This is a genomic window from Aeromonas sp. sif2416 (assembly GCF_019218665.1).
Classification (GTDB): Bacteria; Pseudomonadota; Gammaproteobacteria; order Enterobacterales; family Aeromonadaceae; genus Aeromonas; species Aeromonas encheleia.
On the sequence record NZ_JAHUXC010000016.1, the window covers coordinates 26,835 to 52,459 of the forward strand.

A 25,625-nucleotide genomic window follows, 5' to 3' on the forward strand; every position below is an offset into this window, starting at 1 on the left:
GGCCGCCATTTTGGGGGTGTGACTTTACTCTGCTCACCCCCGGGTATCAAATTTTGGCGTCATCCCTGTGGGGTTATTCCCCCGGTGAGCCCCCGTCTGCGGGAGGCGTGGCACTATACTGAACCCAGTTTTCACGGCAAGGAGCCCCCCATGGACAGGAAGTTCGTACTCAGCGCCCTCTGCTATGCCCTGCTCGGCATGCTGCTCGGCATCTATATGGCCGCCAGCAAGGATCACGGGCAGTTCGTCACCCACGCCCACATCATGCTGGTCGGTTTTCTGGTCTCGTTCGTCTATGCCCTGTGCCACAAGCTGTGGCTCGGCAACCCCGACGGGCGACTGGTGCGGATCCAGTTCTACCTGCACCAGCTGGGGGCGGCGGTGATGACGGCGGGGCTCTACCTGCTCTATGGCCGGCTGCTGCCGCCGGAGCAGATCGACCCCTTCCTCGCCGCCTCCTCCCTGGCGGTGCTGATCGCCATGGGGATCATGCTGGCGCTGTTGATGCGCCGCCCGGCCACCGCCTGAGCGAAGAGGCCACAGACAGAAACGGCGCCCAAGGGCGCCGTTTCTGTTATCGGGCTGAGATCCTCCCTACCCCGTGTAGGTGGGCAACATGCCCGCCATCGCCAGCAGATGGAAGATGGCGGTGAGCACCCCGAACAGGATGACGGCCACCACCATGGGCTGGCCCCCCGGCGCCCTGAAGCCCGGCTCGTCCTGGGCAATCTCCCGTGATTTTTTCGCCAGCAGGGCCGGGATGATGCAGGCCCACACGGTCGCCGCCGCGCCGGCATAGCCGATGGCGACGACGAAGCCGAACGGGAACAGCAACGACATGATCAAGGGTGGCAGGAAGGTCACCAGCCAGGACTGGGTGCGGCCCCGCCGGCTGTTGTCGAACTTGAACAGATCCGCCAGATAGTCGAACACCCCGAGCCCGACCCCGATAAAGGAGGAGAGGATGGCCGCCATGGAGAACAGGCTGATGGCGTTCGCCACCTGTTTGGACTCGATCACCGAGGCCAGCGCCTTCAGCAGCACGTCGACATCCCCACCCTGGGCGATGACGGGGCCGAACTCGCTGCGCGGCAGATTGCCGAAGATGCTCAGCAGCCACAGCAGGTAGAGCACCAGCGCGATGACGGTGCCGCCGAGGATCGCGTACTTCGCCTTGCGCTCCTCTCCGTAATAGGCCCGCATCGAGGCCACCGAGTGGTGATAACCGAAGGAGGTGAGGGCGACCGGCAGCATGGCCAGGGCATAGGGGGCCTGCTTGACCTCGTCGGCGAGGGAGTTGAACAGCAGGGAGGCATCGATGTGGAAGGCCAGGCCGGAGACCCCGAAACAGAAGCTCAGCACCATGAAGACGATCAGCACCACCGAGATGCGATCCACCGCCCGGGTCGAATGCCAGACAAACAGGGAGAACACCAGCACGAACAGCACGGATGCCAGCTGGCTGTCGATGCCCAGCAATCCCTTCAGGATGAGACCGGAAGAGGTGATATAGGCATAGAGCAGCACGCCGCCGACGAAATAGACGGTCATGTTGTTGAAGATATTGATCCGGCTACCGAGCAGATCCTTGGTGACCGTATTGAAGGAGACGGTTAATTCATACCGCTTGAATGCTTCCAATAGCATCCAGCCGGAGACCGTCATTATTATCATGGTGAGGATGATTGCCAAGGATGACCAGGTTGTCCAGGCGCCGGCGCCCGCACTTGGCAAGCCAAGCATGCCGGCACCGACACAAACGCTGGCAATGATACAGGCCCCTCCAATCACGGATGGTTGATGTGTCATGTGCTGTCACTCCCAAATATTTATTTCACAGAGCAGTGAAAAAAAAGGGCACAGATTAAGCTGTGCCCTTGACTCGTTATGCTTCTATTAATTTTTGATTCTTTTTATTGGCTGTTTTTTCGACGCTCTCGACCTCTTTCAGTCTGGCGGTGAAATGACGCAACACCGCTGGCTCATAAATAAAGTCGAGCCCCTTCACGTTCCTGGCGTTCTTCTTCACCTCGCCGAAGGCCTCGATGACGAAGTCCATGTGGGTTTGGGTATAAGTGGCGCGCGGTATGGTCAGGCGCAGCAGCTCGGCCGGGCAGGGATGCTGCTTGCCGGTGGCCGGATCGCGCCCCAGCAGCAGGGAGCCTATCTCCACCGCCCGGATGCCCGCCACCTTGTACAGCTCGCACGCCAGCGCATGGGCAGGGAACTGATCCGCCGGGATATGGGGCAGCAGCTTGCCGGCGTCCACGAAGGCCGCATGGCCCCCCGCCTGCTGGCACACCACGCCGATCGCCTCCAGGCCATTCACCAGGTACTGCACCTGACCGATGCGGTAGGCCAGCCAGTCCTGGCGCATGCCATCGCGCAGGCCGACCGCGAGTCGCTCCATAGCGCCCCCTTCCAGACCGCCGTAGGTCGGGAAGCCCTCCTGCACCACGCAGAGGGTGCGGCACTCGGTGTAGACGTCCAGCATGCCGTCGTCCTTGAAGCAGAGCAGGCCGCCCATCTGTACCATGGCATCCTTCTTCGCGGACATGGCGAGACCGTCCGCGTACTTGTAGGACTCCATGGTGATGGCCTCTATGCTCCAGTCGGCATAGCCGGGCTCGCGCTGCTGGATGAAGTAGGCGTTCTCCGCGAAGCGGGCCGAGTCCATGATGACCGGAATCTCATATTGTTGGGCGATGGCATAGACCGCCTTCAGGTTGGCGATGGAGACCGGCTGGCCACCGGCGGAGTTGCAGGTGATGGTGCTGACGATATAGGGCACGTTGGCCGGGCCCGCCTCCAGGATGGCCTCCTCCAGCTTGACCAGATCGAAGTTGCCCTTGAAGTCGGCGGTGACCGAGGTATCGAACGCCTCCTTGGTGTAGACGTTCTTGGCGACGCAGCAGTTGATCTGGGTATGGCCCTGGGTGGTGTCGAAGAAGTAGTTGGAGAGCGCCACCATCTTCTTGCGATCCAGCCCCTTCTCCTGCTCCCGCTTCTTGATCAGCACCGGGATGTAGATCTGCTCGGCGCCGCGTCCCTGGTGGGTGGGGATGGTGAGGGAGTAGCCGAAGATCTCCTGCACCGCCTTCTGCAGGGCGTAGTAGCTGCGGCTGCCGCTGTAGGCCTCGTCGCCGCGCAGCATGGCGGCCTGCATGTCCTGGGTGATGGCGCCGGTGCCGCTGTCGGTCAGCAGATCGATGAAGACATCCTCGCTGTCCAGCAGGAAGGGGTTCATGCCTGCCCTGACGATCGCCTCGTCCCGGTAGGCACGGGTGGTACGCTTGACCGGCTCGATGACACGAATGCGGAACGGTTCGGGAAGATGCTTGAAGTTTTCCATAATATAAACACCCATATTTAAATATTCAGGATGAGTCTCATCAGCCGCCCAAAATAGAACATTGGCAGCGCGCAAATAATGAGATCGGGTGCACGACATCGCCTCGCCAATAAACAAGGCGAGAACAGGTGCAGACTATTTCAGATTTGGTATGCAGACGGGCCGGTCACATCTTGATAAATGCACAGACACCGCGGGGATATTACAGCGGGAAGAAGAAAGCGATCTTGTGATCCAGGGTAAACCACTTGGGCGAAGCGATCATGGTAGCCATGTTGTTGCTCATCTGGTTGGAATTAACAACGTCAATTAACCCGACCCATTATGGAGAGCCCCCGCCCATGATCAATTGCCACTTCCACGATTTGGGATGGCGCTAACAGTTTGGCGGGGAATATTTATACAGCCCTGGTCAGGGTCCCCGTCAGCGGCGGCTCAGTGGTTCAACCAGGGCAGCCGTTGCAGCAGCCAGTATCGATCCGCCAGGCTGGTCTGGCTGACCCAGAGATCCAGCAGGCCGTGGGCCAGCAGCGGCAATATCAGCAACAGCAGGCAGAGCAGCCCCAGCAGCCGTTGGGGGCTGAGCCGGCGACGGGGCGTGCCGAGGTGCAGCGCATCGGCACGTTTGGGGCAGGCGGCCACACAGCTCAGGCAACTGCTGCACTCCAGGCTGCGCACCGCGATGAGTCGGTGCACCTGGATGCGGGAGGGACAGGCGCGGGAGCACTTGTCACAGTCATGGCCCGCGCTGCGCAGGCAGCGGGCCGGATCCCGGCGGATGCGCAGCGGGGTCAGCAGGCCGAGCAGGGCCAGCCAGGCGCCATAGGGGCAGAAGTAGCGGCAGAACCCCTGCCGGAAGGCGGCGGTCAGCAGCAGCACCCAGCCCAGGCAGAGGCCGGAGAGCAGGTTCAGGTTGAAGAAGAAGGCCCCCATCTTCATGTCCGCCGCCTGATGGTAGGGGCTGGCGAGATAGCCGGGCAGAGCGGCGCCGGGCACCGCGATCAGCACGATAAACAGCAGGAAACCGAGCACCAGGAACTTCTGGGCCCGCAGTAGCCCATCGAGCCAGGCTGGCGGTGTCCAGTCCCCCGGCAGCAGGCGGCTGCGCAGACGATGCAGCCACTCCCCCACCAGCCCGAGCGGGCAGAACCAGGCACAGAATGCCCGCCCCAGCAGCAGGGCCGACAGGCTGAGCACCAGCACTGTCACCGTCGCCGCCGGATGGTGCGGATCCGCGATGCCCTGGCCGAGCCAGGCCCGCAGCCCGAGCCCGCCGGCGATGGGCAGGAAGCCATCGACCACGTCAGGGCGCACCAGCCAGGGGGTCTCCCCCTGCCCCAACTGCCAGAGATGGAGCCCATACTGCAGCGCCACCAGCCCCCAGCAGAGCAGCAGCAGGTGGCGGGTCCAGGCCCGCAGCGGCTGGCTGTCGATATCATTCAGTGCCGGCAGCGGTCGGTATCTGTGCCACAGGGCGAGGGGGACGACCACCAGCCCCAGCGCGAGCCAGAGGAGGGGATCCGCCGCCATCAGCCAGGCGGCCGCCAGCAACGCCAGGGAGAGGCGCCACGACCAGCCGGGCCCGGCCCGCCACTGCAACAGGGCCAGATAGACCAGGCCAGCGGCCAGGGTCAGGGCTTCGATCAGGCTCATGCTTCTCCCTCATAGCACTCATTCGGATAAGGGGCTCAGAATAACCAACATCTGAGTTGATTATTTTGATCTGCATGGGCAGAGCGCGGTATTCACTCCTTGCGGCTATGGAATAGCGGCCGATCCGACTCGGCCTGCTCGGCCCAGAAGTGGATGTTGAAGCGGGCATCCTCGGACAGCTCGACCCTGTGCCAGTACTGGGGCGGGCTGGTGGCGAACTGGCCGGCCCGGATCACCAGGCTGACCTCAGGCTGTTCGGCCCGCTCGTCGGCGAAGCCGTGATAGGTGACGGTGCCCTCCATCACGCAGAGCTGGCCGAACACCCCGGCCGCGGTGTTGTGATGGCTGAGCAGGGCCGGCGGCACGTTGGCGCGGGTGAAGAAGGGGGTGGAGCGACGAACGACCCAGTGGGTAGGAATAAGCTGCATGGACATGGTAATTCTCCTCGAATGGCCGGTCTGCCCGGCCTTGAATAGTTGACGGATCAGCGGGGCAGCTGGCGCAGCAGCGGGAAGGCGGCGCTCATCTTGTCGCCTCCCACCACGAAGCCGCACAGTTCGCCATCCTCACCGCGCGCCTCGGCCACCATGCCGTGCTGGTTCCAGTGGCACTGCCAGGCGAGATCCTCGCCCTGGGTGCGGCCCGCCAATTGCAGCGGATAGCGCGGCGTCTTCACCTTCACCAGCATGGGCGGCAGGGTCAGCGGGGTCGGGGTGCCGAGCAGGGTCTTGGCCAGGGCACTGGCCCCCAGCACTATGGGCTGCAGGAAGGGAAGCAGCTGCCCCTGCCACTCGGCGCAATCCCCCAGCGCGAAGATATGGGAATCGCTGGTGCGCAGCAGATCGTCGATCAGTATGCCGCGCCCCACCGCCAGCCCGGCCCCCTGGGCCAGGGCCAGATTCGGCCGCAGGCCGATCGCGGCGATCACCAGATCCTGCTCGCAGATGCGGCCGTCGCTCAGGATCACTCGCCAGCCATCGCCGGGCTGCGCGTCTATCCCGGCGATGCCCAGCCCCAGTTGCAGCCTCACCCCCTGAGCGCGCAGCGCCTGCTGCAGCGGCTGCGTCAGGGCGGCCGGCAACAGGGTGCCGAGGGGGCTGTCGGCCAGATCCAGCAGGGTGACCTCGCGACCATCGCCCGCCATGTCCATTGCCAGCTCGCAACCAATCAGCCCGGCCCCCAGCACCAGGATGCGTCTAGCCTGACGGATCGATGCCTCGGTGGCGGCATACTCCTGCTGGCTGTTGAGGGTGACAAGGAATTCGCTTCCCGCCATATCGGGCCGCGCCGCGCTGGCACCGGTGGCCAGCACCAGCTGGCTGTAGGGAAAACTTCCCTGTGCGGTCAACAGGGTACGGCGGGCGGGATCGATGCCGAGCACCGGGCAGTGGGGCAGCAGCGTGATGCGCTGCTGCTCGGCAAATTCACTGCCGCTCAGCCGGGTCATGGCCGCGGCGCTGCAGCCCCGGCTCACCACGTGGCTCAGGTCCGGCTTGTTGTACTCGTCGCCGCTGTCGGCGGTGATGAGGCGGATGGGCCGCTCGCCGTCCAGCTTGCGCAGGCTCTTGACCAGCTGCTGGGCGGCGAAGCCGCTACCGATCACCACAATCTCCCGGCTGGTGCCAGCGTCATTCAGGGTTGCTGCATTCATACGCAGGCCTCCAGCGCGCAGGGTTCGAACACCTCCTTGCCGATGCCGCAGCCGGGGCAGAGAAAGCTGTCCGGCACCTGGGCCCAGGGGGTGCCCGGTGCCACCAGCTGATCCGGCTCGCCCTGGGCCGGGTCATAGACCCACTGGCAGACCACGCAGAGCATGCTCTGGTCATCATCCAGCGTGCTGGCGGCCGGGGCGGCGGCTTGAGAGGCCTGAGCCACCACCACAGGCGCCGCCGTCACGGCGGTTGTGGTGGTCGGACGGGGCGCCTCCAGCGGGTGCCGCGCCCACTGGCGGGCAAGCTGGCGGCCATGCTCGCGGCACTCGGCCAGCGCCGAGCCATCCGGCCGCCACTTGGCCTTGAGGGAGATGCTGATGTCGAAGCCCGCGTCCATCAGCCGGGTCTGGATCCGGTCCACGGCGCCACCGGTCCAGCCGTAGCTGCCAAAAGCCGAGGCACGCTTGTTTCTGAAGCGCAGGCCGGTGATCTCCTCGAGCATGCCCGCCACCTTGGGCATCATGACGTTGTTCATGGTGGAGGAACCCACCAGTATCCCCTTGGAGCGGAACACCTGGGTCAGGATCTCGTTCTTGTCGTGGCGCGCCACGTTGTAGATCTTCACCGCCACCCCGGGATCCACCTCGTGGATGCCCTGGGCGATGGCGTCGGCCATCATGCGGGTGTTGTTGGACATGGAGTCGTAGAACAATGTGATGCGATCCTCCTGGTAGTGATCCGCCCACTCCAGATATTTGAGGATGATCTGGGTGGGATCCTCGCGCCAGACGATGCCGTGGGAGGTGGCCACCATGCTCACCGGCAGGTTGAAGCCCAGCACCTCCTTGATCTTGGCGGTCACCAGCGGGCTGAAGGGGGTGAGGATGTTGGCGTAGTAGCGCTGGCACTGCTCCATCAGCTCGGTCTGATCCACCTCGTCGTTGAACAGGTGCTCGTCGCAGTAGTGCTGGCCGAAGGCGTCGTTGGAGAACAGCACGGCGTCCTCCGTCATATAGGTCATCATGCTGTCGGGCCAGTGCAGCATGGGGGTCTCGATAAACACCAGCTGCTTGCCGTTGCCTATGTCCAGGCTGTCGCCCGTCTTGACCGGCTGGAAGTTCCACTCCGGATGGTGATGGTGACCGGTGATCGAGTCGATGGCGTTGTGGGTGCAGTAGATGGGGGTACCCGGGATGCGGGCCATCAGCTCGGTCAGGGCGCCGGCGTGATCCTCCTCGGCGTGGTTGATCACCACATAGTCGATACTGGCGAGATCGATCTCCGCCGCCAGGTTCTGCACGAACTCGCGGCTGAACTTGTGATCGACGGTGTCGATCAGCACGTTCTTCCCTTCGCGGATGAGGTAGCTGTTGTAGCTGGTGCCCTTGTGGGTCTTGTACTCTGTGCCGTGAAAGTCGCGCACCTCCCAGTCCCGTTGGCCGACCCAGTGGATGTTGTTTTTGACGTGAATGCTCATGCGGTGGTTCCTCAGAATGCCATAGCGAATGTTCGACTGAACTCGCTATTGCAGTTGACGTGCCAACTCATAACTTATTGTTTTTATAGAAAACACATTTCACTCGTTGTCATTTAGACACTTGGCGTTCATAGTCAAAAACACAAACACACTGTCATTTGGACAATCTCTCGTGATCTCGACCGACAGCCTGGCGCGCATCGCCCTCGATCTGCAACTCGGCATCTCCCACCAGGACAGATTTCACCGCCTGATCCAGAGCGTGCGCAGCCTGCTGCACTCCGATGCCTCGGCCCTGCTGCGCTACGAGGGGGGCCAGTTCATCCCGCTGGCCATCGATGGCCTGATGCAGGACGTGCTGGGCCGCCGCTTCGCGCTCAAGGATCACCCGCGCATGGAGGCCATAGCCCGCGCCGGCGACGTGGTGCGCTTCCCCGCCGACAGCCAGCTGCCCGACCCCTATGACGGTCTGATCCCGGATCACGACGACTTCAGGGTGCACGCCTGCGTCGGCCTGCCGCTGTTTTCAGATCAGACCCTCATCGGCGCCCTGACCATAGACGGCATGAACCCGGCCCAGTTCGACGGCATCAGTGACGAGGAGCTGCGGCTGGTGGGGGCCCTGGCCGCCGCCGCCCTCAGCAATGCCCTGCTGCTGGAGCGGCTCGCCCGCCAGAGCAGCGAGCCGCTCAGCCCCTCCCCCCATACCAACCAGGGGCAGCCGGAGATGATAGGTCACTCCCCCGCCATGGCCCGGCTGCGCCACGAGATCGATGTGGTGGCGAACTCGGAGCTGAACGTGCTGATCCTGGGGGAGACGGGGGTCGGCAAGGAGCTGATCGCCAAGGCGGTGCATCAGGGCTCCCTGCGCGCCAAGGCGCCGCTGATCTACCTCAACTGCGCCGCCCTGCCGGAGTCGGTGGCGGAGAGCGAGCTGTTCGGCCACGTGAAGGGGGCCTTCACCGGCGCCATCCACCACAGGGCGGGCAAGTTCGAACTGGCCGACCGAGGCACCCTGTTTCTCGACGAGATCGGCGAGCTCTCCCTGCCGCTGCAGGCCAAGTTGCTGCGGGTGCTGCAATACGGCGATCTGCAGCGGATCGGCGACGACACCCCGCTCAAGGTGAGCGTGCGCATCCTGGCCGCCACCAATAGGGATCTGAAGCAGGCGGTGGTCGAGGGGCAATTTCGGGCCGATCTCTATCACCGGCTGAGCGTGTTCCCGATCCACGCCCCAGCGCTGCGGGAGCGGCCGGGGGACATTCCACTGCTGGCCGGTTATTTCTGCGAACGCTGCCGGGTCAGCCTGGGGTTGGAGCGGCTGCGCATCCAGCCCCAGACGCTGCAACTGCTCGATCGCCACGACTGGCCGGGCAACGTGCGGGAGCTGGAGCACGCCATCCACCGCGCCGCCGTACTGGCCCGCGCCGAGCAGGGCAGCCAGACGCCGACCCTCGCCAACCACCACTTCAACCTGACGAGCGCCGGCGCCTCCCCGGCCCAGATCGAGATGGCCGAGGCGCCGGCCCAGCCGCAACTGGCCGGCCTGGGGCTGCGCGCCGCCACCGACGCCTTCCAGCTCAGGCTGCTCGAGCAGACCCTGGCGGCTCAGGACGGCAACTGGGCCGCCACCGCCCGCGCGCTGGAGATGGACGGCGGCAACCTGCACCGGCTCGCCAGACGGCTCGGCCTCAAGCCCTAAGCCCTAAGCCCTAAGCCCTGGGGAGAGCCCACAAACAAAAACCCCCTCTGACGGAGGGGGTTTTTCGTTGCATCGGATGCCGCTGGAGGGTCAGCGCAGGGACTTGACCGAGCGACGGACGATCAACTCGGGCTGTACCGTCATGGACTCGACTTCCAGCTCCTTGTTGCGGATCCGGCTCACCAGCTGCTGCACCGCCAACAGGCCGAGCTCGGCCTTGGGGTGGCGAATGGTGGTGAGCGGCGGGCTGGAGAAGCGCGCCATCTCCACGTCGTCATAGCCGATCATGGAGATGTCGTCCGGCACCTTGACCCCGGCCTCCCAGGCGGCGCAAATGGCACCTATCGCCATGGGATCGTCGAAGGCAAACACCGCCGTCGGGCGGGGCTTGAGCGCCAGGATGCGCTGCATGGCATCGAAGCCGCTCTGGCTCTCGTAGTCCCCTTCGAAGATCTGAGCGTCCGACAGGGTCAGGCCCTGCTCGGCCAGGGCATCGCGCACCCCGTCCAGTCGCTGCTGGGTGGTCGGCTTGTCGATCTGACCCGTGATGCAGACGATCTCGGTGTGACCCTGCTCCAACAGATGACGCACGGCCATGCGCGCGCCGATGCGAGCGTTGTCGTTGATCACGTTGGCAAAATCACACTCGGTGCCCCAATCCAGTACCACCTGCGGCACATTCTTGTGGATGCGCAGCATGTCGCGCAGCGGGGTATCGATATCGGTCCCCAGCACCAGCAGGCCATCGACCCGCTTCTCCATCAGCATCCTCAGGTAATGCTGCTGACGGGGCGGCTGGTTCTCCGTATTGCACAGGATCAGGCTGTAGCCCTGCTCGAAGCAATAAGCCTCCACCCCGCGCACCACTTCCGCGAAGAAGGGGTTGGCGCTGGTCGTCACCAACATACCTATGGTCTTGGTTGAATTGATCTTGAGGCTGCGCGCCACCGAATTGGGCGCGTAGTTGAGCTCTGCCACCGCCTCAAGCACTTTTTGGGTCGCATCTTCGCTGACCCGACGGGTGTGATTGAGTACATGTGAGACGGTGGAGATGGATACGCCTGCGCGCGAGGCGACATCTTTAATAGTTGCCATCTCGGTCTCCTGAATAACAAAGGCGGAACAGTAGCAGATTTCCCGAATAAAGGCTTGGTTTTAACGAGAGCTGCCAGCGAATTGTCAATGTTGGCTAATCTAGGCGGTCGTTTCTATTTGCGCAAACGAAATTTGGTCAAAATGAGAGCAGGCGCAGAATGAAATATCGTCAGTTTTTTCATCTGGTATTTATCGGAACAACCTCTTGTTGTTAAGATGTTAATCGAGCATATTGGAATTAAATTCCAAACAAAAACCAAAAATCAGTTATTTAGTTCACAAAACCACTAGCCACCCCTCCATGGTTAGTATCTTTAACATCTTGTTATTGCCCAGCGAGGAATGATAGAACCTTATCTATTGCCGGGCTGGCGGGATACAGGTCCGGAATGGCACACGGAAAATGAAACAATCCACTGATTAAGGGACGAATCAATGAATAACTTGAGCAAAATGGCAGTCAGGGCAGCGGTTTCTTTGGCTCTGTTTGGATCGGTCTCCATGGCCAATGCGGCCGATACCATCAAGATCGGTATCGCCGGTCCGGTCACAGGTCCGGTCGCCCAGTATGGTGACATGCAGTTCACCGGCGGCAAGATGGCGGTCGAGCAGATCAACAAGGCCGGCGGCATCAAGGGCAAGCAGATCGAAGCCATCGTCTATGACGACGCCTGCGATCCCAAACAGGCCGTGGCGGTCGCCAACAAGGTGATCAACGACGGCGTCAAGTTCGTAGTCGGCCACCTCTGCTCCGACAACACCCTGCCCGCCTCCGACATCTATGAAGACGAAGGCGTGCTGATGATCACCCCCGCCTCCACCAACCCCAAGATCACCGAGCGTGGCTACCAGCTGACCATGCGCACCATTGGTCTGGACAGCGACCAGGGTCCGACCGCCGCCAAGTACATCATCGAGCAGGTGAAACCCCAGCGCGTGGCCGTCATCCACGACAAGAAACAGTACGGTGAAGGCATCGCCTCCAGCGTGAAGGCCTCCCTGGACAAGGCGGGCGTCAAGGTGGTGGCATTCGAAGGCATCACCGCCGGTGACAAGGACTTCTCCGCCCTGATCGCCAAGCTGCAGAAAGAGAACGTCGATTTCGTCTACTACGGCGGCTATCACCCGGAGCTGGGCCTGATCCTGCGCCAGGCGCACGAGAAGGGCCTGAAGGCCAAGTTCATGGGTCCGGAAGGGGTGGGTAACAAGGATATCTCCGCCATCGGTGGTCAGGGTTCCGAAGGCCTGCTGGTCACCCTGCCGAACAAATATGACCTGGTCCCCGCCAACGCCTCCATCGTAGAAGCCTTCAAGGCCAAGGGTCAGGACTCTTCCGGTCCCTTCGTCTGGACCACCTACGCCGCGGTGCAGACCCTGGCTGCCGGTATTGCCAAGGCGGGTGAGGATGACCCTGCCGCCGTGGCCGCCGCCATCAAAGCCATGCCGGTCGACACCGTCATGGGCCCCCTGACCTGGGCACCGAACGGTGACCTGAAAGGCTTCGAATTCGGTGTGTTCCAGTGGCACGCCGACGGCACCTCCACTCAACTCAAGTAATCTGCCGGTTGGGGCGACGTGAGTCGCCCCTCCTTTCTTTGCGGGCAAGTACAGGGAACGCAGTATGTCCGAACACCTTCTCTACCTGGTTCAGCAGTTGCTGAACGGATTAACCATAGGCAGCACCTATGCGTTGATCGCCATCGGCTACACCATGGTCTACGGCATCATCGGCATGATCAACTTCGCCCACGGCGAGGTTTACATGATCGGCTCCTATGTCGCGTTTATGGTGATGGCCGGGCTCTCGATGATGGGCATCGACAGCACCGTCTTGCTGCTGGGAGGCGCCTTCCTGGTCAGTATCATCATCACCGGCAGCTATGGCTGGACCATAGAGCGGGTCGCCTATCGCCCACTGCGGGGCGGCAACCGCCTCATCCCCCTCATCTCCGCCATCGGCATGTCGATCTTCTTGCAAAACATGATGCGGATGGCCCAGGGCTCGCGCGATATCGCCATGCCCACCCTGATCTCCGGGGGCTGGACCCTGGGTGGCGAGGAAGGCTTCCAGGCCAGCCTCTCCTACATGCAGCTCATCATCTTCGTGGTGACCTTCGTGACCATGCTGGCGCTGACCCAGTTCATCGGCCGCTCCCGCATGGGCCGGGCCTGCCGCGCCTGCTCGGAAGACATCAAGATGGCGAACCTGCTGGGCATAGACACCCACGTGGTCATCTCCATCACCTTCGTGTTGGGGGCCACCCTGGCCGCCGTGGCCGGGGTACTGCTCGGCATGTATTACGGCGTCATCAACCCCTACCTCGGCTTCATGGCCGGTCTCAAGGCCTTCACGGCGGCGGTACTGGGTGGCATCGGCAGCATCCCGGGCGCGGTGATCGGCGGCCTGCTGCTGGGGGTGGTGGAAGCGCTCACCGCCGGCTACCTCAGCACCGAGTACAAGGATGTCATGGCCTTCGCCCTGCTCATCTTCGTGCTGTTGTTCATGCCTACCGGCATCCTGGGTCGCCCGGAGGTCGAGAAGGTATGAAACGTCAATTTATTCAAGTGCCTACCACCTGTCTGATGCCGCTGTTCATGTCTATCGGCTGCATCCTGGGTCGCCCGGAAGTGGAGAAAGTCTGATGAAACGTCAATTCATCCATGCCTGCGTCGCCAGCCTGATGCTGCTGGTGCTCTCCTTCTGGCTGCTCGGCTTCAAGCTCGAGACCGATGGCTCCCGCCTGCTGGTGGTGAGCCGGCTCGACGTATCGCTGGCCTGGCTGCTGGGGGGCGCCGCCCTGGTGTTCTGGTTCCAGCTGATGCGCGGCCAGATCAGCCGACTGTTCCAGGCCTCCATCAGCGGCTTCTCCGTCGGCTTCACCAAGCTGGTGCTGCCGAGCCCGGAGGAGGCGCCACGCCTCTACAACATCACCGCCATCCTGGTGCTGCTGTTCGCGGTGAGCTGGCCCTTCATGGCGTCGCGCGGCGCCGTCGATCTGGCCACCCTCACCATGATTTACATCATGCTGGGGCTCGGCCTGAACGTGGTGGTGGGCCTCGCCGGCCTGCTGGATCTCGGTTACGTCGGCTTCTACGCGGTCGGTGCCTACACCTATGCCCTGCTCAACACCTACTTCGGGCTGAGCTTCTGGGAGTGCCTGCCCATCGCCGGCCTGATGGCGGCCACCTTCGGCTTCCTGCTCGGCTTCCCGGTGCTGCGGCTGCGCGGTGACTATCTGGCCATCGTCACTCTGGGCTTTGGCGAGATCATCCGCATCCTGCTCAACAACCTGACCAGTCTGACTGGCGGCCCGAACGGCATTTCCGGCATTCCCAAGCCCACCCTGGCCGGGCTGGAGTTCAACCGCACCGTCAAGGATGGGGGCTTTGGCACCTTCCACGACTTCTTCGGCATCACCTACAACGCGAACCACAAGGTCATCTTCGTCTACCTGATGGCGCTGCTGCTGGTGGTGGCCACCCTGTTCGTCATCAACCGTCTGCTGCGCATGCCGCTGGGACGGGCCTGGGAAGCCTTGCGGGAAGACGAGATCGCCTGCAAATCCCTTGGCCTCAACCCCACCATCATCAAGCTGACCGCCTTCACCATAGGCGCCTGCTTCGCGGGCTTCGCCGGCAGCTTCTTCGCCTCCCGCCAGGGCTTCATCAGCCCGGAGTCCTTCGTCTTCATCGAGTCGGCCATCGTCCTTGCGATTGTGGTGCTGGGCGGCATGGGCTCCCAGATCGGGGTGGTGCTGGCCGCCATAGTGATGACGGTGTTGCCGGAGCTGGCCCGTGAATTCAATGAGTACCGCATGCTGATGTTCGGTCTGCTGATGGTGTTCATGATGATCTGGCGGCCGCAAGGACTGCTGCCGATGAGTCGTCCTCACCTGGAGCTACGCAAATGAGCAACCTGAACAATACAAACAACAAGTTGCTCGACGTCTCTGATCTGTCGATGCGCTTCGGCGGCTTGCTGGCGGTCAACGGCGTCAAGCTGGATGTGGACAGGGGCGAGGTGATCTCCATCATAGGCCCCAACGGCGCGGGCAAGACCACCATCTTCAACTGCCTGACCGGTTTCTACCGCCCGAGCGGCGGCACCATCAACTACAAGGGCGAGGAGATCCAGGGGTTGCCCGGCCACCTCATCGCCCGCAAAGGGGTGGTGCGGACCTTCCAGCACGTCCGCCTGTTCAAGGAGATGACGGCGGTGGAGAACCTGCTGGTGGCCCAGCACAGGCACCTCAACACCGGCTTCATCGCCGGCCTGTTCAAGACCCCGGCCTTCCGCCGCGCCGAGCAGGAGGGGCTGGAGCAGTCGGCCTTCTGGCTGGAGAAAGTCGGCCTCAAGGAGCTCGCCAATCGCGCCGCCGGCAACCTGGCCTATGGCCAGCAGCGCCGGCTCGAGATCGCCCGCTGCATGGCAACCAGGCCTGATCTGCTGATGCTGGATGAGCCGGCCGCCGGCCTCAACCCGCACGAGACGGATGAGCTCAACGAACTCATCTCCAACCTGAGGGACGAGTTTGGCGTCTCGGTATTGCTGATCGAGCACGACATGAAGCTGGTGATGGAGATCTCCAACCGCATCTTCGTGGTCAACCAGGGCACCCCGCTGGCCCATGGCAAGCCGGACGAAATCCGCAACAACCCGGCCGTGATCAAGGCCTATCTGGGCGAATCCTAGGAGTCATGATGTTAGAACTTCGCAACGTATCGACCCACTACGGCAAGATCCAGGCGCTGCACGACGTCAGCGTCGAGGTGAAGGAGGGAGAGATAGTCACCCTGATCGGCGCCAACGGCGCCGGCAAGACCACACTGCTGATGACGCTGTGCGGCGAACCCAAGCCCAGCAGCGGCAGCATCTGGTTCGAGGGGGAACAGATCAACTCCCTCACCACGGCCCGCATCATGCGCAAGGACATCGCCGTGGTGCCGGAGGGGCGCCGCATCTTCGCCCGCCTGACGGTGGAGGAGAACCTGCTGATGGGCGCCTTCTTCGTCGACAAGGCCGAGCAACCGGCCCTGCTGGATCAGGTATTCACCATGTTCCCGCGGCTGCACGAGCGGCTGGAGCAGCGGGCCGGCACCATGTCCGGCGGCGAGCAGCAGATGCTGGCCATAGGCCGCGCCCTGATGAGCAAGCCGCGCCTGCTGCTGCTGGACGAGCCCTCGTTGGGGCTGGCCCCCATCATCATCCAGCAGATCTTCGACACCATAGAGCAGCTGCGCCAGAAGGGCATGACCATCTTCCTGGTGGAGCAGAATGCCAACCAGGCGCTCAAGCTGGCGGACAGAGGCTATGTGCTGGAGAACGGCCGGGTGGTGCTGCAAGACACAGGCGCCGCCCTGCTCGCGAACCCGGCGGTACGGCAGGCCTATCTCGGTGGCTAACCCGACATGAATGGGGCCAGGGTCGTACCGGATCGTCACCGCTTCTGGTGCGACCCGGCCCTGCCATTTATCGAGGCGCGGGCGGTGCAGGATGGCCGCCGCGTCTGCTACGACAAGCACAGCCACGCCCACTTCTCCATCGGCGCCATCACCGGTGGCCACAGCCACTACCTCAACCAGCGCAGCAGGCAGGAGGTAAGCCGCGGCAGCCTGGTGCTGATGAACCCGGAAGAGGTGCATGCCTGCAACGCCATCGCGGATCAGCCCTGGTCCTATCTGATGTTCTATCTCAATCTCGACTGGCTGCGCGGCCAGCAGGAAGAGGCGGGCCTGGGCTCCGAGTTTCGCCCCTTCGACATGACGGCGAGCCGGGACCCCCTGCTGTACCAAGCATTGCAACTGCTACACCAGAGCCTGGTGCAGGGCCGGGACCCGCTGGCCAAGGAGGTAGCCTGCCAGCGGTTCAGCCACCAGCTGCTGGCCAGGCTGACGCCCGCCAGCTGGGATGATCGTCCGCCGCTGCACCTGCAACGGGCCGCCGAGCTGATCCGTGACGACTGCACCCGCCCCCTCACCCTGGCCGAGCTGAGCGCCGTGGCCGGCATCACCCCCTCCCACCTGGTGCGCAGCTTCGCCCGCCACTATGGCATGACCCCCCACGCCTACCTGATCGATCACCGTATTCGCCACGCCCGCCCCCTGCTCAGGCAGGGCCAGTCCCTGGCCGAGGTGGCGCTGGCGAGCGGCTTCGCCGATCAGGCGCACTTCCAGCGCCAGTTCAAGCGCCGGGTCGCCGCCACCCCGGGCCAATACCAGCTGCAGCTCAGCCGTCAGGCAGCCAACCCCAGGTAACCGGCACTGAGTAAGAGCAGCAGAGCCATGGTCCGGTTGAACCAGCGCAGCCGGCGGGGCGACAGCAGCGCCTCCTGCAGCCGGCTGCCGACATAGGCCCAGCAGGCGATGGAGCCGAGGCAGATCACCAGATAGAGGGTGGTGAACAGGACTATCTGCCCCACCCCGCCGACGGCCCCATAGGCCCCCATCCCCATGCTGGCCGCCAGCCAGGCCTTGGGGTTGAGCCATTGCATCAGGGCGCCGTACAGGAAGGAGGGTGGCACCCCGCCGCCGTGCCCCAGGCTCCCCTCATCCACCATCAGCTGCCAGGCCATGTAGCAGAGGAAGAGGATCCCGCCCCAGCGCAGGGCACCGGCCGCCATGGGCCATTGCACCAGGGCCCCGCTCAGCCCCAACCCCATCAACAGGAGCAGCAGGATGAAGCCCAGCGTCGCCCCCACCACGTGACGCAGGCTGGCGTGGAAGCCGTATCTGGCCCCCGCGCCGAGGGCGACCAGATTGACCGGGCCGGGAGAGATGGACATGGCCAGCGCAAACCCGCACATCGACAGTAACAGACTCATTTCCATGAAGAGGACTCCTTGAGGTGACACAGCGCCACCCTACCGAGCCACCGCCTGGGGGTATTGAAGAAAATTGCGCAGCCCCTGCCGATGAGGGGCGACGGAGCGCATTGCGGGCTTAGCGCGGGCCGCGGCTTGCGGTAAACTGGGCATCAATCATCTATTCACAGGACAGGTTAATGGACCAGTTTGCCCATATCAGTGCCCAGGATGCCCACCAGAAGCTCAGTGCCGGTGACGCCCGTCTGGTGGATATTCGCGATCCCCAGTCATTCGAGACCGCCCATGCGGTCGGCGCCTTCCACCTCACCAATGGCAGCCTGGTGCGCTTCATGAACGAGGTGGACTTCGACACCCCGGTGATAGTGATGTGCTACCACGGCAACAGCAGCCAGGGAGCGGCCCAGTATCTGCTGCAACAGGGCTATGACCAGGTCTACAGCCTGGATGGCGGCTTCGAAGCCTGGCGCAAGGAGTTCCCCATCCAGGCGGGCGACGCATGATCCAGCTGCTGGTGCTCGACGACGCCCGCATGGCCCAGGCGCTGGTGGACTATCTCGCCACCCTCGGCATGTCGTGCGAGCTGACCCAGTCCGAGCTCGGCGTCTCGGTCTGGCTGGCGGATGAGCAGCGCCTCGCCCAGGCCCAGCAAGAGGTGAAGCGCTTCCTGAGCGATCCCAACCATCCCCGCTACATGGAGGCCTCCTGGCAATCCGGTCGGGCGGATGCCCGCATCGACTACAGCAAGAGGATGACGGATCCCGTCACCGACTTCCTGCATCAGGCGGGGCCGCTGACCCTGGTCGTCATAGTCGCCTGTCTGGCCATCTATGCCCTCGATGCCATAGGCCTGCCCATCTTCGATCAGCTGGCGTTCCACCCGACCCTGGCCCAGTTCACCGACTGGCAGGCGTGGCGCTACATCACCCCGGCCTTCATCCACTTCTCGGTGCTGCACCTGGTGTTCAACCTGCTGTGGTGGTGGTATCTGGGGGGGCAGATCGAGCAGCGCCTCGGCAGCGGCAAACTGTTCATCCTGCTCGTGGTGGGGGCGGCCCTGCCGAACGTGGCCGAGTTTTTCATGAGCGGCCCGCTGTTTGGCGGCCTCTCCGGGGTGGTCTATGCCCTGCTCGGCTACTGCTGGCTGCGCAGCAAGCTGCAGCCGGCCTGCGGCCTCAGCCTGCCGCCGGCGCTGATGGGCTTCATGCTGTTCTGGATGGTACTCGGCTTCTTCGACTTGCTCGGCACCCGCACCGCCAACATCGCCCACCTGACGGGTCTGCTGGTGGGCCTGCTGCAAGGCTGGCTGGATCGGCACCACAGACCGACATGACGGCTGGCCCCCGCCCAAGCTACAGAAACGAGAACGCCGCCCCGAGGGGCGGCGTTTTTTTATGGTCTGCAGCGTTATTGCTTGAGCAGAGAACTGTCGGTGACCTGCACCGCAGTACCGCCACTCATAAAGAAGCTGCCGAACTGGGTCTGCATCTCCGTGGTCACAGCACCGGTCGGATCGAAGTTCTCATCCGGTGCCAGCAGCGAGCTGTGACCCCCCGCCACGAAGCGAGCCGCGTGGTGGTTGGCCGCGCCGCTGGCAGTCAGCGGTTGCAGCTCCAGCACCTTGAACAGCGCCTCGGTACCACCCAGCGGGGCTGTCGCTATGCTGTTCGGGATCACCTGATCCGGCAGGCTCAGGGCGCCATCTCCGACGATCTCGGTGGCAAACAGCGGGAAGTCCGCCTTGATGCCACGCGCCAGGTTGATCGGGTCAGCCGAATCCAGCACCGACTGGGCCGCGAAGTTGTAGCTCTGCACAGTGCCGGCCGCGGTGGCCTGAGTGGCGGCGTCCAGGCTCGGCAGGAACTCGTTGACGAAGCAGCTGGCAACCGCCGTCTTGCAGCTCGGCGCATAGGCGGTGAAGGCCGCCTTCAGCTCAGGGCTGCCGCTGGTCAGCACGCTCATCTGGATCGTCGGCCCGAAGGTCGGCGAGTTGAGCAGCAGCGGGGCTATGCCGCCACCCGGCATGGCCAGGCCGCCGGTGTCGAACTTGAACAGGGCATCCGCCTGAGGACTGCCGATGGACTGGTTGGCCACCGCCAGCAGGCTGGCACCGGCAATGGCCCCCAGGGAGTGACCCAGGAAGTGCACCTTGACGCCGGCGGCGCCCAGCGCGCCCTTGGCGTTGGCCAGACCGACCGCCAGGCGCAGGCCCAGCAGATCCGCCACGCTCTGTTTCAGGTTGTCCCGCGCCACCGTCAGGTAGCTCAGGTTCAGATAGGGGGTCGGGTTGTCCGGGGTAGTCACGGTCGCCATGCTGCCGCTCAGGGCATAGCCGCGCTCACCGTGCAGCGGGTGATCGATCACCACCAGCGCCACCTTCTTGCCCGCCTTGGCACCGGCCGCAATCTGGCCCAGCGCCAGGGCGTAGGCGTTCTCCTTCACCGAGGTGACGCCGTGCTGATAGATGATCACGTCGGTGATGGTGTTGAGCGCGTCCTTGGCGAAGATGCGCATCGGCACGGACTGCACCTCTTCCAGCGCCGGCAGCGGGTTGAAGCGGCCTATGTTCATCTCGGCGTCCAGCGCCTTGCCACCGGAGGTGAGGGTCACCCCGATCAGCTTGCTCGCCTCGGCCAGCAGCTCGGCCTGACGGCTAGGATCGGCGATCAGCTCACCCAGCAGGGCCGGATCCACACCAGCCCCCACCAGACCGGCGATCACCTCGCTGTCACCGGCCTTCAGTGCGTTGGCGATGGCGTACAGGCTGGGGATGGCACCGTGCCAGGACTGGGTCCTGGCCTTGTCCCAGGAACCGGCGGTGGCCGGTGAGGAGAGGAAGTAGGGCAGTTTGACCGCGCCTGTGTAGACCTGGGTGATCTGGGCCAGGCCGTTGAGCGGGGTGCCGGTGCCGAAGGCGGCGGCCAGCGCATCCTTCTGTTCCTGCGGCAGGAATTGTTCGGCCTCCAGCTTGGTCAGGAAGCTGTCGTGGCTGGCCACACCCAGGGTGTAGGTGCCGGGCAGGCTGGTATTGCCCTTGGCATCCTCTTTCCACAGCACGGCCGCATCCAGGGTCGGACTGCTCTTCAGCACAGAGGCCGCAGCCCCCTTCACCGCCACCAGCACATCGGCGCCGGACTGGGTACCGAACCAGTCGGAGAAGATCACGTGGTCGCTGGTGATGCCGGTGGCGGCCTTGAACAGCCCTTCCTGCAGGGTGATCAGACCGTTGATGGACTGCTCCTGGGCGGTGCTGCCGGCATTGCTCTTATAGTTGCTGTAATCACTGCCGGCCTTGAGCGGAGTGCCGCTGCTGTCGTTGAGCGTATCCGTGGCCACTATCATGTAATAGGAGGAGGGGCTTAGGGGCTTGAGCGGCACCAGGTTCAGCTTGCCGGCCGACTCGGCCACCACGAAGTCCACGCCGTAGGTCAGCACCTTCTTCACGCCACTCGGGCGCAGTGCCGCGCTGTCGAAGGTCAGCTCCAGCAGATAGAGCGGTGCGACGGCGGCACCGAATTCGGCGGCCGTTGGCGCCTTGACTGTGATGCCGGATGCCGTCACGGGCACAATCTGGATAGCCTGGGTCGTGGACCAGCCATCCAGGGTAGAGAGGGCGGAGACCGGGTTGGAGAGATCGGCGGTCTCGGTGGAGAATTTCAGGGTACCGTCGGAGGCACGGGCGGCCAGGGCGCTGGGACGCACCGCATTGGAGCCACTCAGCAGGTAATCGAGATAGCTCGAGGTATCGCCTTCTTTATCGTCGCTGCCACCACAACCGCTCAGCAGTGCACTGACGACAGCTGCATAAATTAGCTTTTTTTTCATATCCTTATCTCTTTTATGTTGTTATCCATGATGAGCCTGACGGGGTAGGGTCCAAACCCGACCGAAACATCTTAACAGCAACGCAACAATTAATAAGCCTCTGGTCGGTCATCTGATCTGATTTTTTTGTGTACAACATCAAGGAAATGGAATTGGACCCTGGCGCCAGAGGGTAGCAGCATCCCTGGCATCACCAGACCCGACCAGAGCCTGTACAACCCAAGGGTGCAAAAAGCCGCCCCGATCTCGGCAAAGAGGCAGATTTGTCGGTAGAATGGCGCCATTGCTTAAGGAGAACCCCATGATCGACCCGAAGAAACTGGAAGAGATCGCCAAACAGGTACAGAACGCCCTGCCGCCCGGCATTCGCAGCATGGGTGAAGAGGTGGAAAAGAAGACCCGTCAGGTGCTGCAAGCCCAGCTGAACAAGCTGGATCTGGTCAGCCGCGAGGAGTTTGACGTGCAGACCAAGGTGCTGCTGCGCACCCGGGAGAAGCTGACCGCCCTCGAGGCCAAGCTGGCCCAGCTGGAACAGCAGCTCGGCGCCAAGGGCGAGTAAGCCGGCGCGGTGTCGCCGACCCGTCGGCCTTACCGGCACATAAAACAAACCCCAGCCAGGCTGGGGTTTGTTGTTTCTGCTGCGAGGGAACGCTTTAGATGAACTCGTAGGCGTCGCCGAAGATCCGCTCCGGCTCGGCGCCCAGTACCTTGAACTCCTCCCGCGCCGCACCCGCCATCTCGAAACGACCCGCCACATAGATGTCGTAGTCATGCAGGCTGACGAAGTCGTCCATGATGGCCTTGTGCACCAGCCCGGTCTTGCCGGTCCAGTCGGCCTCCGGCTCCTGCACCACGGGCACGAAGGTGAGCGGGGCGTAGTCACGCTCCCACTGCTGCATCTGCGCCTGCTCGTAGAGCCAGTGCGCCTGACGCACGCCCCAGTAGCAGAACACCGGGCGCTTGCTGCCGGTCGCTATCAGATACTCCAGGATGGAGCGGGCATAGGAGAAGCCGGTGCCGCCTGCCATCAGGATCAGGGGACGGGGCGAACTGTCCCGCAGGAAGGCCTTGCCCGCCGCCAGCTCGATCTCGATCTCGCCCTGTTCGCGCATGCGCGCCAGCACCTGGCCGGCGTAGGCGTTCTCCGGGGTGGCGCCGATCTGCAGCTCCAGCACACCGGAGCGGGTCGGCGAGTTGGCGATGGAGAAGGGACGCTTGTCCGAGTCGCTCATCACCACCAGCAGATACTGGCCCGGCTTGAAGCTGACCTCTTGCTGCGGCGCCAGGGCCACATGCCAGATGGTGTCGACATATTCGCGCAGTTCCTCTACGCGGCACTTGATACGTTGCATTCTTATCCTTGTGACGGGCTCGCTCGGCCCGCTTTCGCTCATTGATTCACTGTGTTCTGGCGACCAGCGATCTGGTCCGGTCAGTCGAGAATACCCAATTCGGTCGGCGAATACCGCTCTTTTGCGTCGGCGTCGCCGTGGAGGCGCGGGATCAGCCGAGAATATTCAGCTCGTCCCAGATCCCGTCGATCTTCGCGGTCACCGCCGCATCCTGGACTATGGGCTGACCCCACTCCCTATTGCTCTCCCCCGGCCACTTGTTGGTGGCATCCAGCCCCATCTTGGAGCCGAGCCCCGAGACCGGCGAGGCGAAGTCGAGGTAATCGATCGGCGTGTGCTCGATCAATGTGGTGTCCCGCGCCGGATCCATGCGGGTGGTGATGGCCCAGATCACATCCTTCCAGTCGCGGGCGTTGATGTCGTCATCGCAGACGATCACGAACTTGGTGTACATGAACTGGCGCAGGAAGGACCAGACCCCCAGCATCACCCGCTTGGCATGGCCGGGGTAGCGCTTCTTGATGGTCACCACCGCCATCCGGTAGGAGCAACCCTCCGGCGGCAGGTAGAAGTCCACTATCTCGGGGAACTGCTTCTGCAGCAGCGGCACGAACACCTCGTTCAGCGCCACCCCCAGCACGGCCGGCTCATCGGGCGGACGGCCGGTGTAGGTGCTGTGATAGATGGCATCACGGCGCATGGTCATGTGGGTGATGGTAAACACCGGGAACTCGTCCACCTCGTTGTAGTAACCGGTGTGATCCCCATAGGGGCCCTCCGGCGCCATCTCCCCCGGCTCCAGGTAACCTTCCAGCACGATTTCGGCGCTGGCGGGCACCTCGAGCTCACAGCTCAGGGCCTTCACCACCTCGGTGCGGCTGCCGCGCAGCAGGCCGGCGAAGGCGTATTCGGAGAGGGTGTCCGGCACCGGCGTCACGGCGCCGAGTATGGTCGCAGGATCGGCACCGAGCGCCACCACTACCGGGAAACGCTCACCCGGGTGGGCCTCCTGCCACTCGCGAAAATCGATGGCGCCGCCACGGTGATCCAGCCAGCGCATGATCAGCTTGTTCTTGCCGATCTTCTGCTGGCGATAGATGCCGAGGTTCTGGCGTTTCTTGTAGGGGCCGCGGGTGATGGTCAGCCCCCAGGTCACCAGGGGGGCCACATCGCCGGGCCAGCAGTGCTGGATCGGGATCTGATCCAGGTCGACCGCCTCCCCTTCCAGCACTATCTGCTGACAGGGGGCGGAGGAGAGCCGCTTGGTCGGCATGTTGAGCACCTGCTTGAAGATCGGCAGCTTCTCCATCAGCTCCTTGAGGCCACGGGGCGGCTCAGGCTCCTTCAGGTAGGAGAGCCAGGTCCCCACCTGGCGCAGGGCGCCGACGTTGGGCTGGCCCATGCCCATGGCGACCCGATCCGGGGTGCCGAACAGGTTGGTCAGCACCGGCATGCTGTAGCCCTTGGGATTCTCGAACAACAGGGCCGGGCCACCCGCACGCAGGGTGCGATCGCTGATCTCGGTCATCTCCAGATAGGGGTCTATCTCGCGACTGATGCGCTTGAGCTGTCCGGTTTGTTCCAGCTGCGCGATGAAATCACGCAAGTCCTTGTATTTCATGCGGGTACCCTGTGTTCAGGCGGTGGGGCATTATAACCCCGGTCGCGCATCCAGTGTACCCGTATCGGGCAGCATGACGGCCAGGCCGTGACGCTGCTCCTGCCGGGTGAGGCGATCCGCCAGCTGGGCCAGCAGCCTGGGTTCGTCCATCTGCAGCAGCAGGCCGGCCACCAGCCCGCCATATTGATGCTTGCCGAGTTCGGCCAGCAGATACTGCTGGGCCGTGTCGGGCAGCGGCGAGAGCTGACTGAGCTGCTGCAGGGCGGGGATCATCAGGCGGTCGTTGCGGCTGGCGGCGATCAGCAGATCGCTCGCCTCCTGGCCCCGATAGAAACGGGTGATGCTGTGCAGGGCCGCCAGGCTGTCGTGATCCGCCGGCTGGCGCCACAGCGTCTGATAGAGGCCGGGGTCACCGGTTCGATCGATGAGGTGCAGCAACAGCTGGTTGTCCGGCAGGAAGAGGGGCAGGGAGGCCAGTCGCTTGGCTTCGCGCCTGAGCACGGGGGTGGGTTGACCATCGAGCACGGCCAGCAACGCCTGCTGCTGCTGCGCCAGCTCCTGGTTGCGGCTGTAGTAGAGCTGCTTGAAGTCAAAGCTGTTCTGCTCCAGCAGCTGACGGTAGTTGTCCTGCCAGGCCAGCTGCTGCCAGTGGCTGAGCACCAGTCTGGCCTCGGCGGCAAAGTCATAGGCGGGCAGCTGGACCAGGAAACCGTCCACCTCCCCCTCCACCAGCCACAGCGGTGCCTTGGCGGCCTGTTCCCGCACCCAGGCCAGCAGCGCCGGGGTCGGCGCCCCCGCCGACTTGAGGCCGCTCAGCAGCCGGTGCAGCAGGAACTCCCGCTGCCCCAGGGTCAGCGTCTCGAGCAGGGAATCCATGGCGGCAAACTGCCCCAGTCGCAGGCGACTGTTCAGATAATCGACATGCCCCTGCAGGCCCTCATCCGCCACCAGCTGAGCCTGCGGCTGTGGCAGTGAATCGGCCTGCACCGGGCTGGCCATCAGCCAGCCGAGCCAGATCAGGAATACCAGCTTCATGACGTCCCTATCCTTGTGACATCGAGGCCTCACATACTAC

Annotated in this window: 24 protein-coding genes; 11 read left to right on the forward strand and 13 right to left on the reverse strand. The window is 63.5% G+C overall.

Annotation, left to right across the window (positions count from 1 at the left end; genetic code table 11):
- Window positions 1–150 precede the first annotated feature (150 nt).
- Entirely contained in the window at window positions 151–528 is a 378-nt protein-coding gene (locus KW821_RS20150) for a hypothetical protein (protein ID WP_042651770.1), read from the forward strand.
- Window positions 529–594: 66 nt separating this feature from the next.
- On the opposite strand, the gene KW821_RS20155 is transcribed toward KW821_RS20150, so the two are convergent.
- The 7 genes from KW821_RS20155 to norV form a co-directional block, all read right to left on the reverse strand.
- Window positions 595–1,809, reverse strand: coding sequence for an aromatic amino acid transporter (locus KW821_RS20155; protein WP_042651771.1), 1,215 nt, complete (start codon window positions 1,807–1,809; stop codon window positions 595–597).
- 76 nt (window positions 1,810–1,885) lie between these two features.
- Entirely contained in the window at window positions 1,886–3,352 is a 1,467-nt protein-coding gene (gene tnaA / locus KW821_RS20160; RefSeq protein WP_218292674.1) for a tryptophanase, read from the reverse strand.
- A gap of 202 nt (window positions 3,353–3,554) precedes the next feature.
- Window positions 3,555–3,638 (reverse strand): tryptophanase leader peptide, encoded by an 84-nt coding sequence (gene tnaC, locus KW821_RS21940; RefSeq protein WP_084228226.1) that lies wholly within the window; start codon window positions 3,636–3,638, stop codon window positions 3,555–3,557.
- 149 nt (window positions 3,639–3,787) lie between these two features.
- Complete coding sequence (locus KW821_RS20170) at window positions 3,788–5,005, reverse strand: 4Fe-4S binding protein (protein WP_218292675.1); 1,218 nt, start codon at window positions 5,003–5,005, stop codon at window positions 3,788–3,790.
- 92 nt (window positions 5,006–5,097) lie between these two features.
- The gene (locus tag KW821_RS20175) at window positions 5,098–5,439 is read right to left on the reverse strand and encodes a DUF1971 domain-containing protein (RefSeq protein ID WP_042651774.1); all 342 of its coding nucleotides are present in this window, start codon (window positions 5,437–5,439) and stop codon (window positions 5,098–5,100) included.
- Window positions 5,440–5,489: 50 nt separating this feature from the next.
- The gene (gene norW, locus KW821_RS20180) at window positions 5,490–6,656 is read right to left on the reverse strand and encodes an NADH:flavorubredoxin reductase NorW (RefSeq protein ID WP_218292676.1); all 1,167 of its coding nucleotides are present in this window, start codon (window positions 6,654–6,656) and stop codon (window positions 5,490–5,492) included.
- Window positions 6,653–8,134: an anaerobic nitric oxide reductase flavorubredoxin gene (gene norV, locus KW821_RS20185; protein ID WP_218292677.1), complete on the reverse strand. Its 1,482-nt coding sequence runs from the start codon at window positions 8,132–8,134 to the stop codon at window positions 6,653–6,655. Before norV ends, norW begins: the two co-directional genes overlap by 4 nt.
- A 172-nt stretch (window positions 8,135–8,306) precedes the next feature.
- On the opposite strand from norV, the gene norR reads away from it, so the two are divergent.
- On the forward strand, window positions 8,307–9,836 hold the full coding sequence (gene norR, locus KW821_RS20190) for a nitric oxide reductase transcriptional regulator NorR (RefSeq protein WP_218292678.1): 1,530 nt from the start codon (window positions 8,307–8,309) through the stop codon (window positions 9,834–9,836).
- A 90-nt stretch (window positions 9,837–9,926) separates the two neighbouring features.
- On the opposite strand, the gene KW821_RS20195 is transcribed toward norR, so the two are convergent.
- The gene (locus KW821_RS20195) at window positions 9,927–10,931 is read right to left on the reverse strand and encodes a substrate-binding domain-containing protein (RefSeq protein ID WP_042651778.1); all 1,005 of its coding nucleotides are present in this window, start codon (window positions 10,929–10,931) and stop codon (window positions 9,927–9,929) included.
- A gap of 435 nt (window positions 10,932–11,366) precedes the next feature.
- On the opposite strand from KW821_RS20195, the gene KW821_RS20200 reads away from it, so the two are divergent.
- The 6 genes from KW821_RS20200 (at window position 11,367) to KW821_RS20225 (ending at window position 17,186) form a co-directional block, all read left to right on the forward strand.
- On the forward strand, window positions 11,367–12,488 hold the full coding sequence (locus KW821_RS20200) for a branched-chain amino acid ABC transporter substrate-binding protein (RefSeq protein ID WP_042651779.1): 1,122 nt from the start codon (window positions 11,367–11,369) through the stop codon (window positions 12,486–12,488).
- Window positions 12,489–12,552: 64 nt separating this feature from the next.
- Window positions 12,553–13,479, forward strand: coding sequence for a high-affinity branched-chain amino acid ABC transporter permease LivH (gene livH, locus KW821_RS20205; protein ID WP_218292679.1), 927 nt, complete (start codon window positions 12,553–12,555; stop codon window positions 13,477–13,479).
- 94 nt (window positions 13,480–13,573) lie between these two features.
- Window positions 13,574–14,842, forward strand: a complete 1,269-nt coding sequence (locus tag KW821_RS20210; protein WP_042651781.1) for a high-affinity branched-chain amino acid ABC transporter permease LivM — start codon at window positions 13,574–13,576, stop codon at window positions 14,840–14,842.
- Complete coding sequence (gene livG / locus KW821_RS20215) at window positions 14,839–15,624, forward strand: high-affinity branched-chain amino acid ABC transporter ATP-binding protein LivG (protein WP_218292680.1); 786 nt, start codon at window positions 14,839–14,841, stop codon at window positions 15,622–15,624. Before KW821_RS20210 ends, livG begins: the two co-directional genes overlap by 4 nt.
- Window positions 15,625–15,632: 8 nt before the next feature.
- Window positions 15,633–16,334: an ABC transporter ATP-binding protein gene (locus KW821_RS20220; RefSeq protein WP_042651783.1), complete on the forward strand. Its 702-nt coding sequence runs from the start codon at window positions 15,633–15,635 to the stop codon at window positions 16,332–16,334.
- 6 nt (window positions 16,335–16,340) lie between these two features.
- A complete protein-coding gene (locus KW821_RS20225) occupies window positions 16,341–17,186 on the forward strand; it encodes an AraC family transcriptional regulator (RefSeq protein ID WP_218292681.1) in 846 nt (281 codons plus the stop codon).
- Here the strand turns inward: KW821_RS20225 and KW821_RS20230 are convergent.
- Window positions 17,165–17,758 carry a LysE family translocator gene (locus tag KW821_RS20230; protein WP_256353577.1) on the reverse strand — a complete coding sequence of 198 codons (594 nt, stop codon included), beginning with the start codon at window positions 17,756–17,758 and terminating at the stop codon, window positions 17,165–17,167. The two genes, KW821_RS20225 and KW821_RS20230, sit on opposite strands and share 22 nt — an antisense overlap.
- Before the next feature lie 173 nt (window positions 17,759–17,931).
- On the opposite strand from KW821_RS20230, the gene glpE reads away from it, so the two are divergent.
- Both glpE and glpG read left to right on the forward strand, forming a co-directional pair.
- Entirely contained in the window at window positions 17,932–18,255 is a 324-nt protein-coding gene (gene glpE / locus KW821_RS20235; protein ID WP_042651785.1) for a thiosulfate sulfurtransferase GlpE, read from the forward strand.
- Window positions 18,252–19,085: a rhomboid family intramembrane serine protease GlpG gene (gene glpG, locus KW821_RS20240; RefSeq protein WP_218292682.1), complete on the forward strand. Its 834-nt coding sequence runs from the start codon at window positions 18,252–18,254 to the stop codon at window positions 19,083–19,085. Before glpE ends, glpG begins: the two co-directional genes overlap by 4 nt.
- A gap of 74 nt (window positions 19,086–19,159) precedes the next feature.
- On the opposite strand, the gene KW821_RS20245 is transcribed toward glpG, so the two are convergent.
- The gene (locus KW821_RS20245) at window positions 19,160–21,577 is read right to left on the reverse strand and encodes a VolA/Pla-1 family phospholipase (protein ID WP_218292683.1); all 2,418 of its coding nucleotides are present in this window, start codon (window positions 21,575–21,577) and stop codon (window positions 19,160–19,162) included.
- Window positions 21,578–21,878: 301 nt separating this feature from the next.
- Between KW821_RS20245 and KW821_RS20250 the strand changes: the two genes are divergently transcribed.
- Complete coding sequence (locus KW821_RS20250) at window positions 21,879–22,136, forward strand: accessory factor UbiK family protein (RefSeq protein WP_042651788.1); 258 nt, start codon at window positions 21,879–21,881, stop codon at window positions 22,134–22,136.
- Between the two features lie 94 nt (window positions 22,137–22,230).
- On the opposite strand, the gene fre is transcribed toward KW821_RS20250, so the two are convergent.
- From fre to KW821_RS20265, 3 genes are all read right to left on the reverse strand, one after another.
- Window positions 22,231–22,929 carry an NAD(P)H-flavin reductase gene (gene fre, locus KW821_RS20255; protein WP_218292684.1) on the reverse strand — a complete coding sequence of 233 codons (699 nt, stop codon included), beginning with the start codon at window positions 22,927–22,929 and terminating at the stop codon, window positions 22,231–22,233.
- 151 nt (window positions 22,930–23,080) lie between these two features.
- Window positions 23,081–24,550 (reverse strand): 4-hydroxy-3-polyprenylbenzoate decarboxylase, encoded by a 1,470-nt coding sequence (gene ubiD / locus KW821_RS20260; protein WP_042651790.1) that lies wholly within the window; start codon window positions 24,548–24,550, stop codon window positions 23,081–23,083.
- 30 nt (window positions 24,551–24,580) lie between these two features.
- Complete coding sequence (locus KW821_RS20265) at window positions 24,581–25,585, reverse strand: hypothetical protein (RefSeq protein ID WP_218292685.1); 1,005 nt, start codon at window positions 25,583–25,585, stop codon at window positions 24,581–24,583.
- Between the last annotated feature and the right edge of the window lie 40 nt (window positions 25,586–25,625).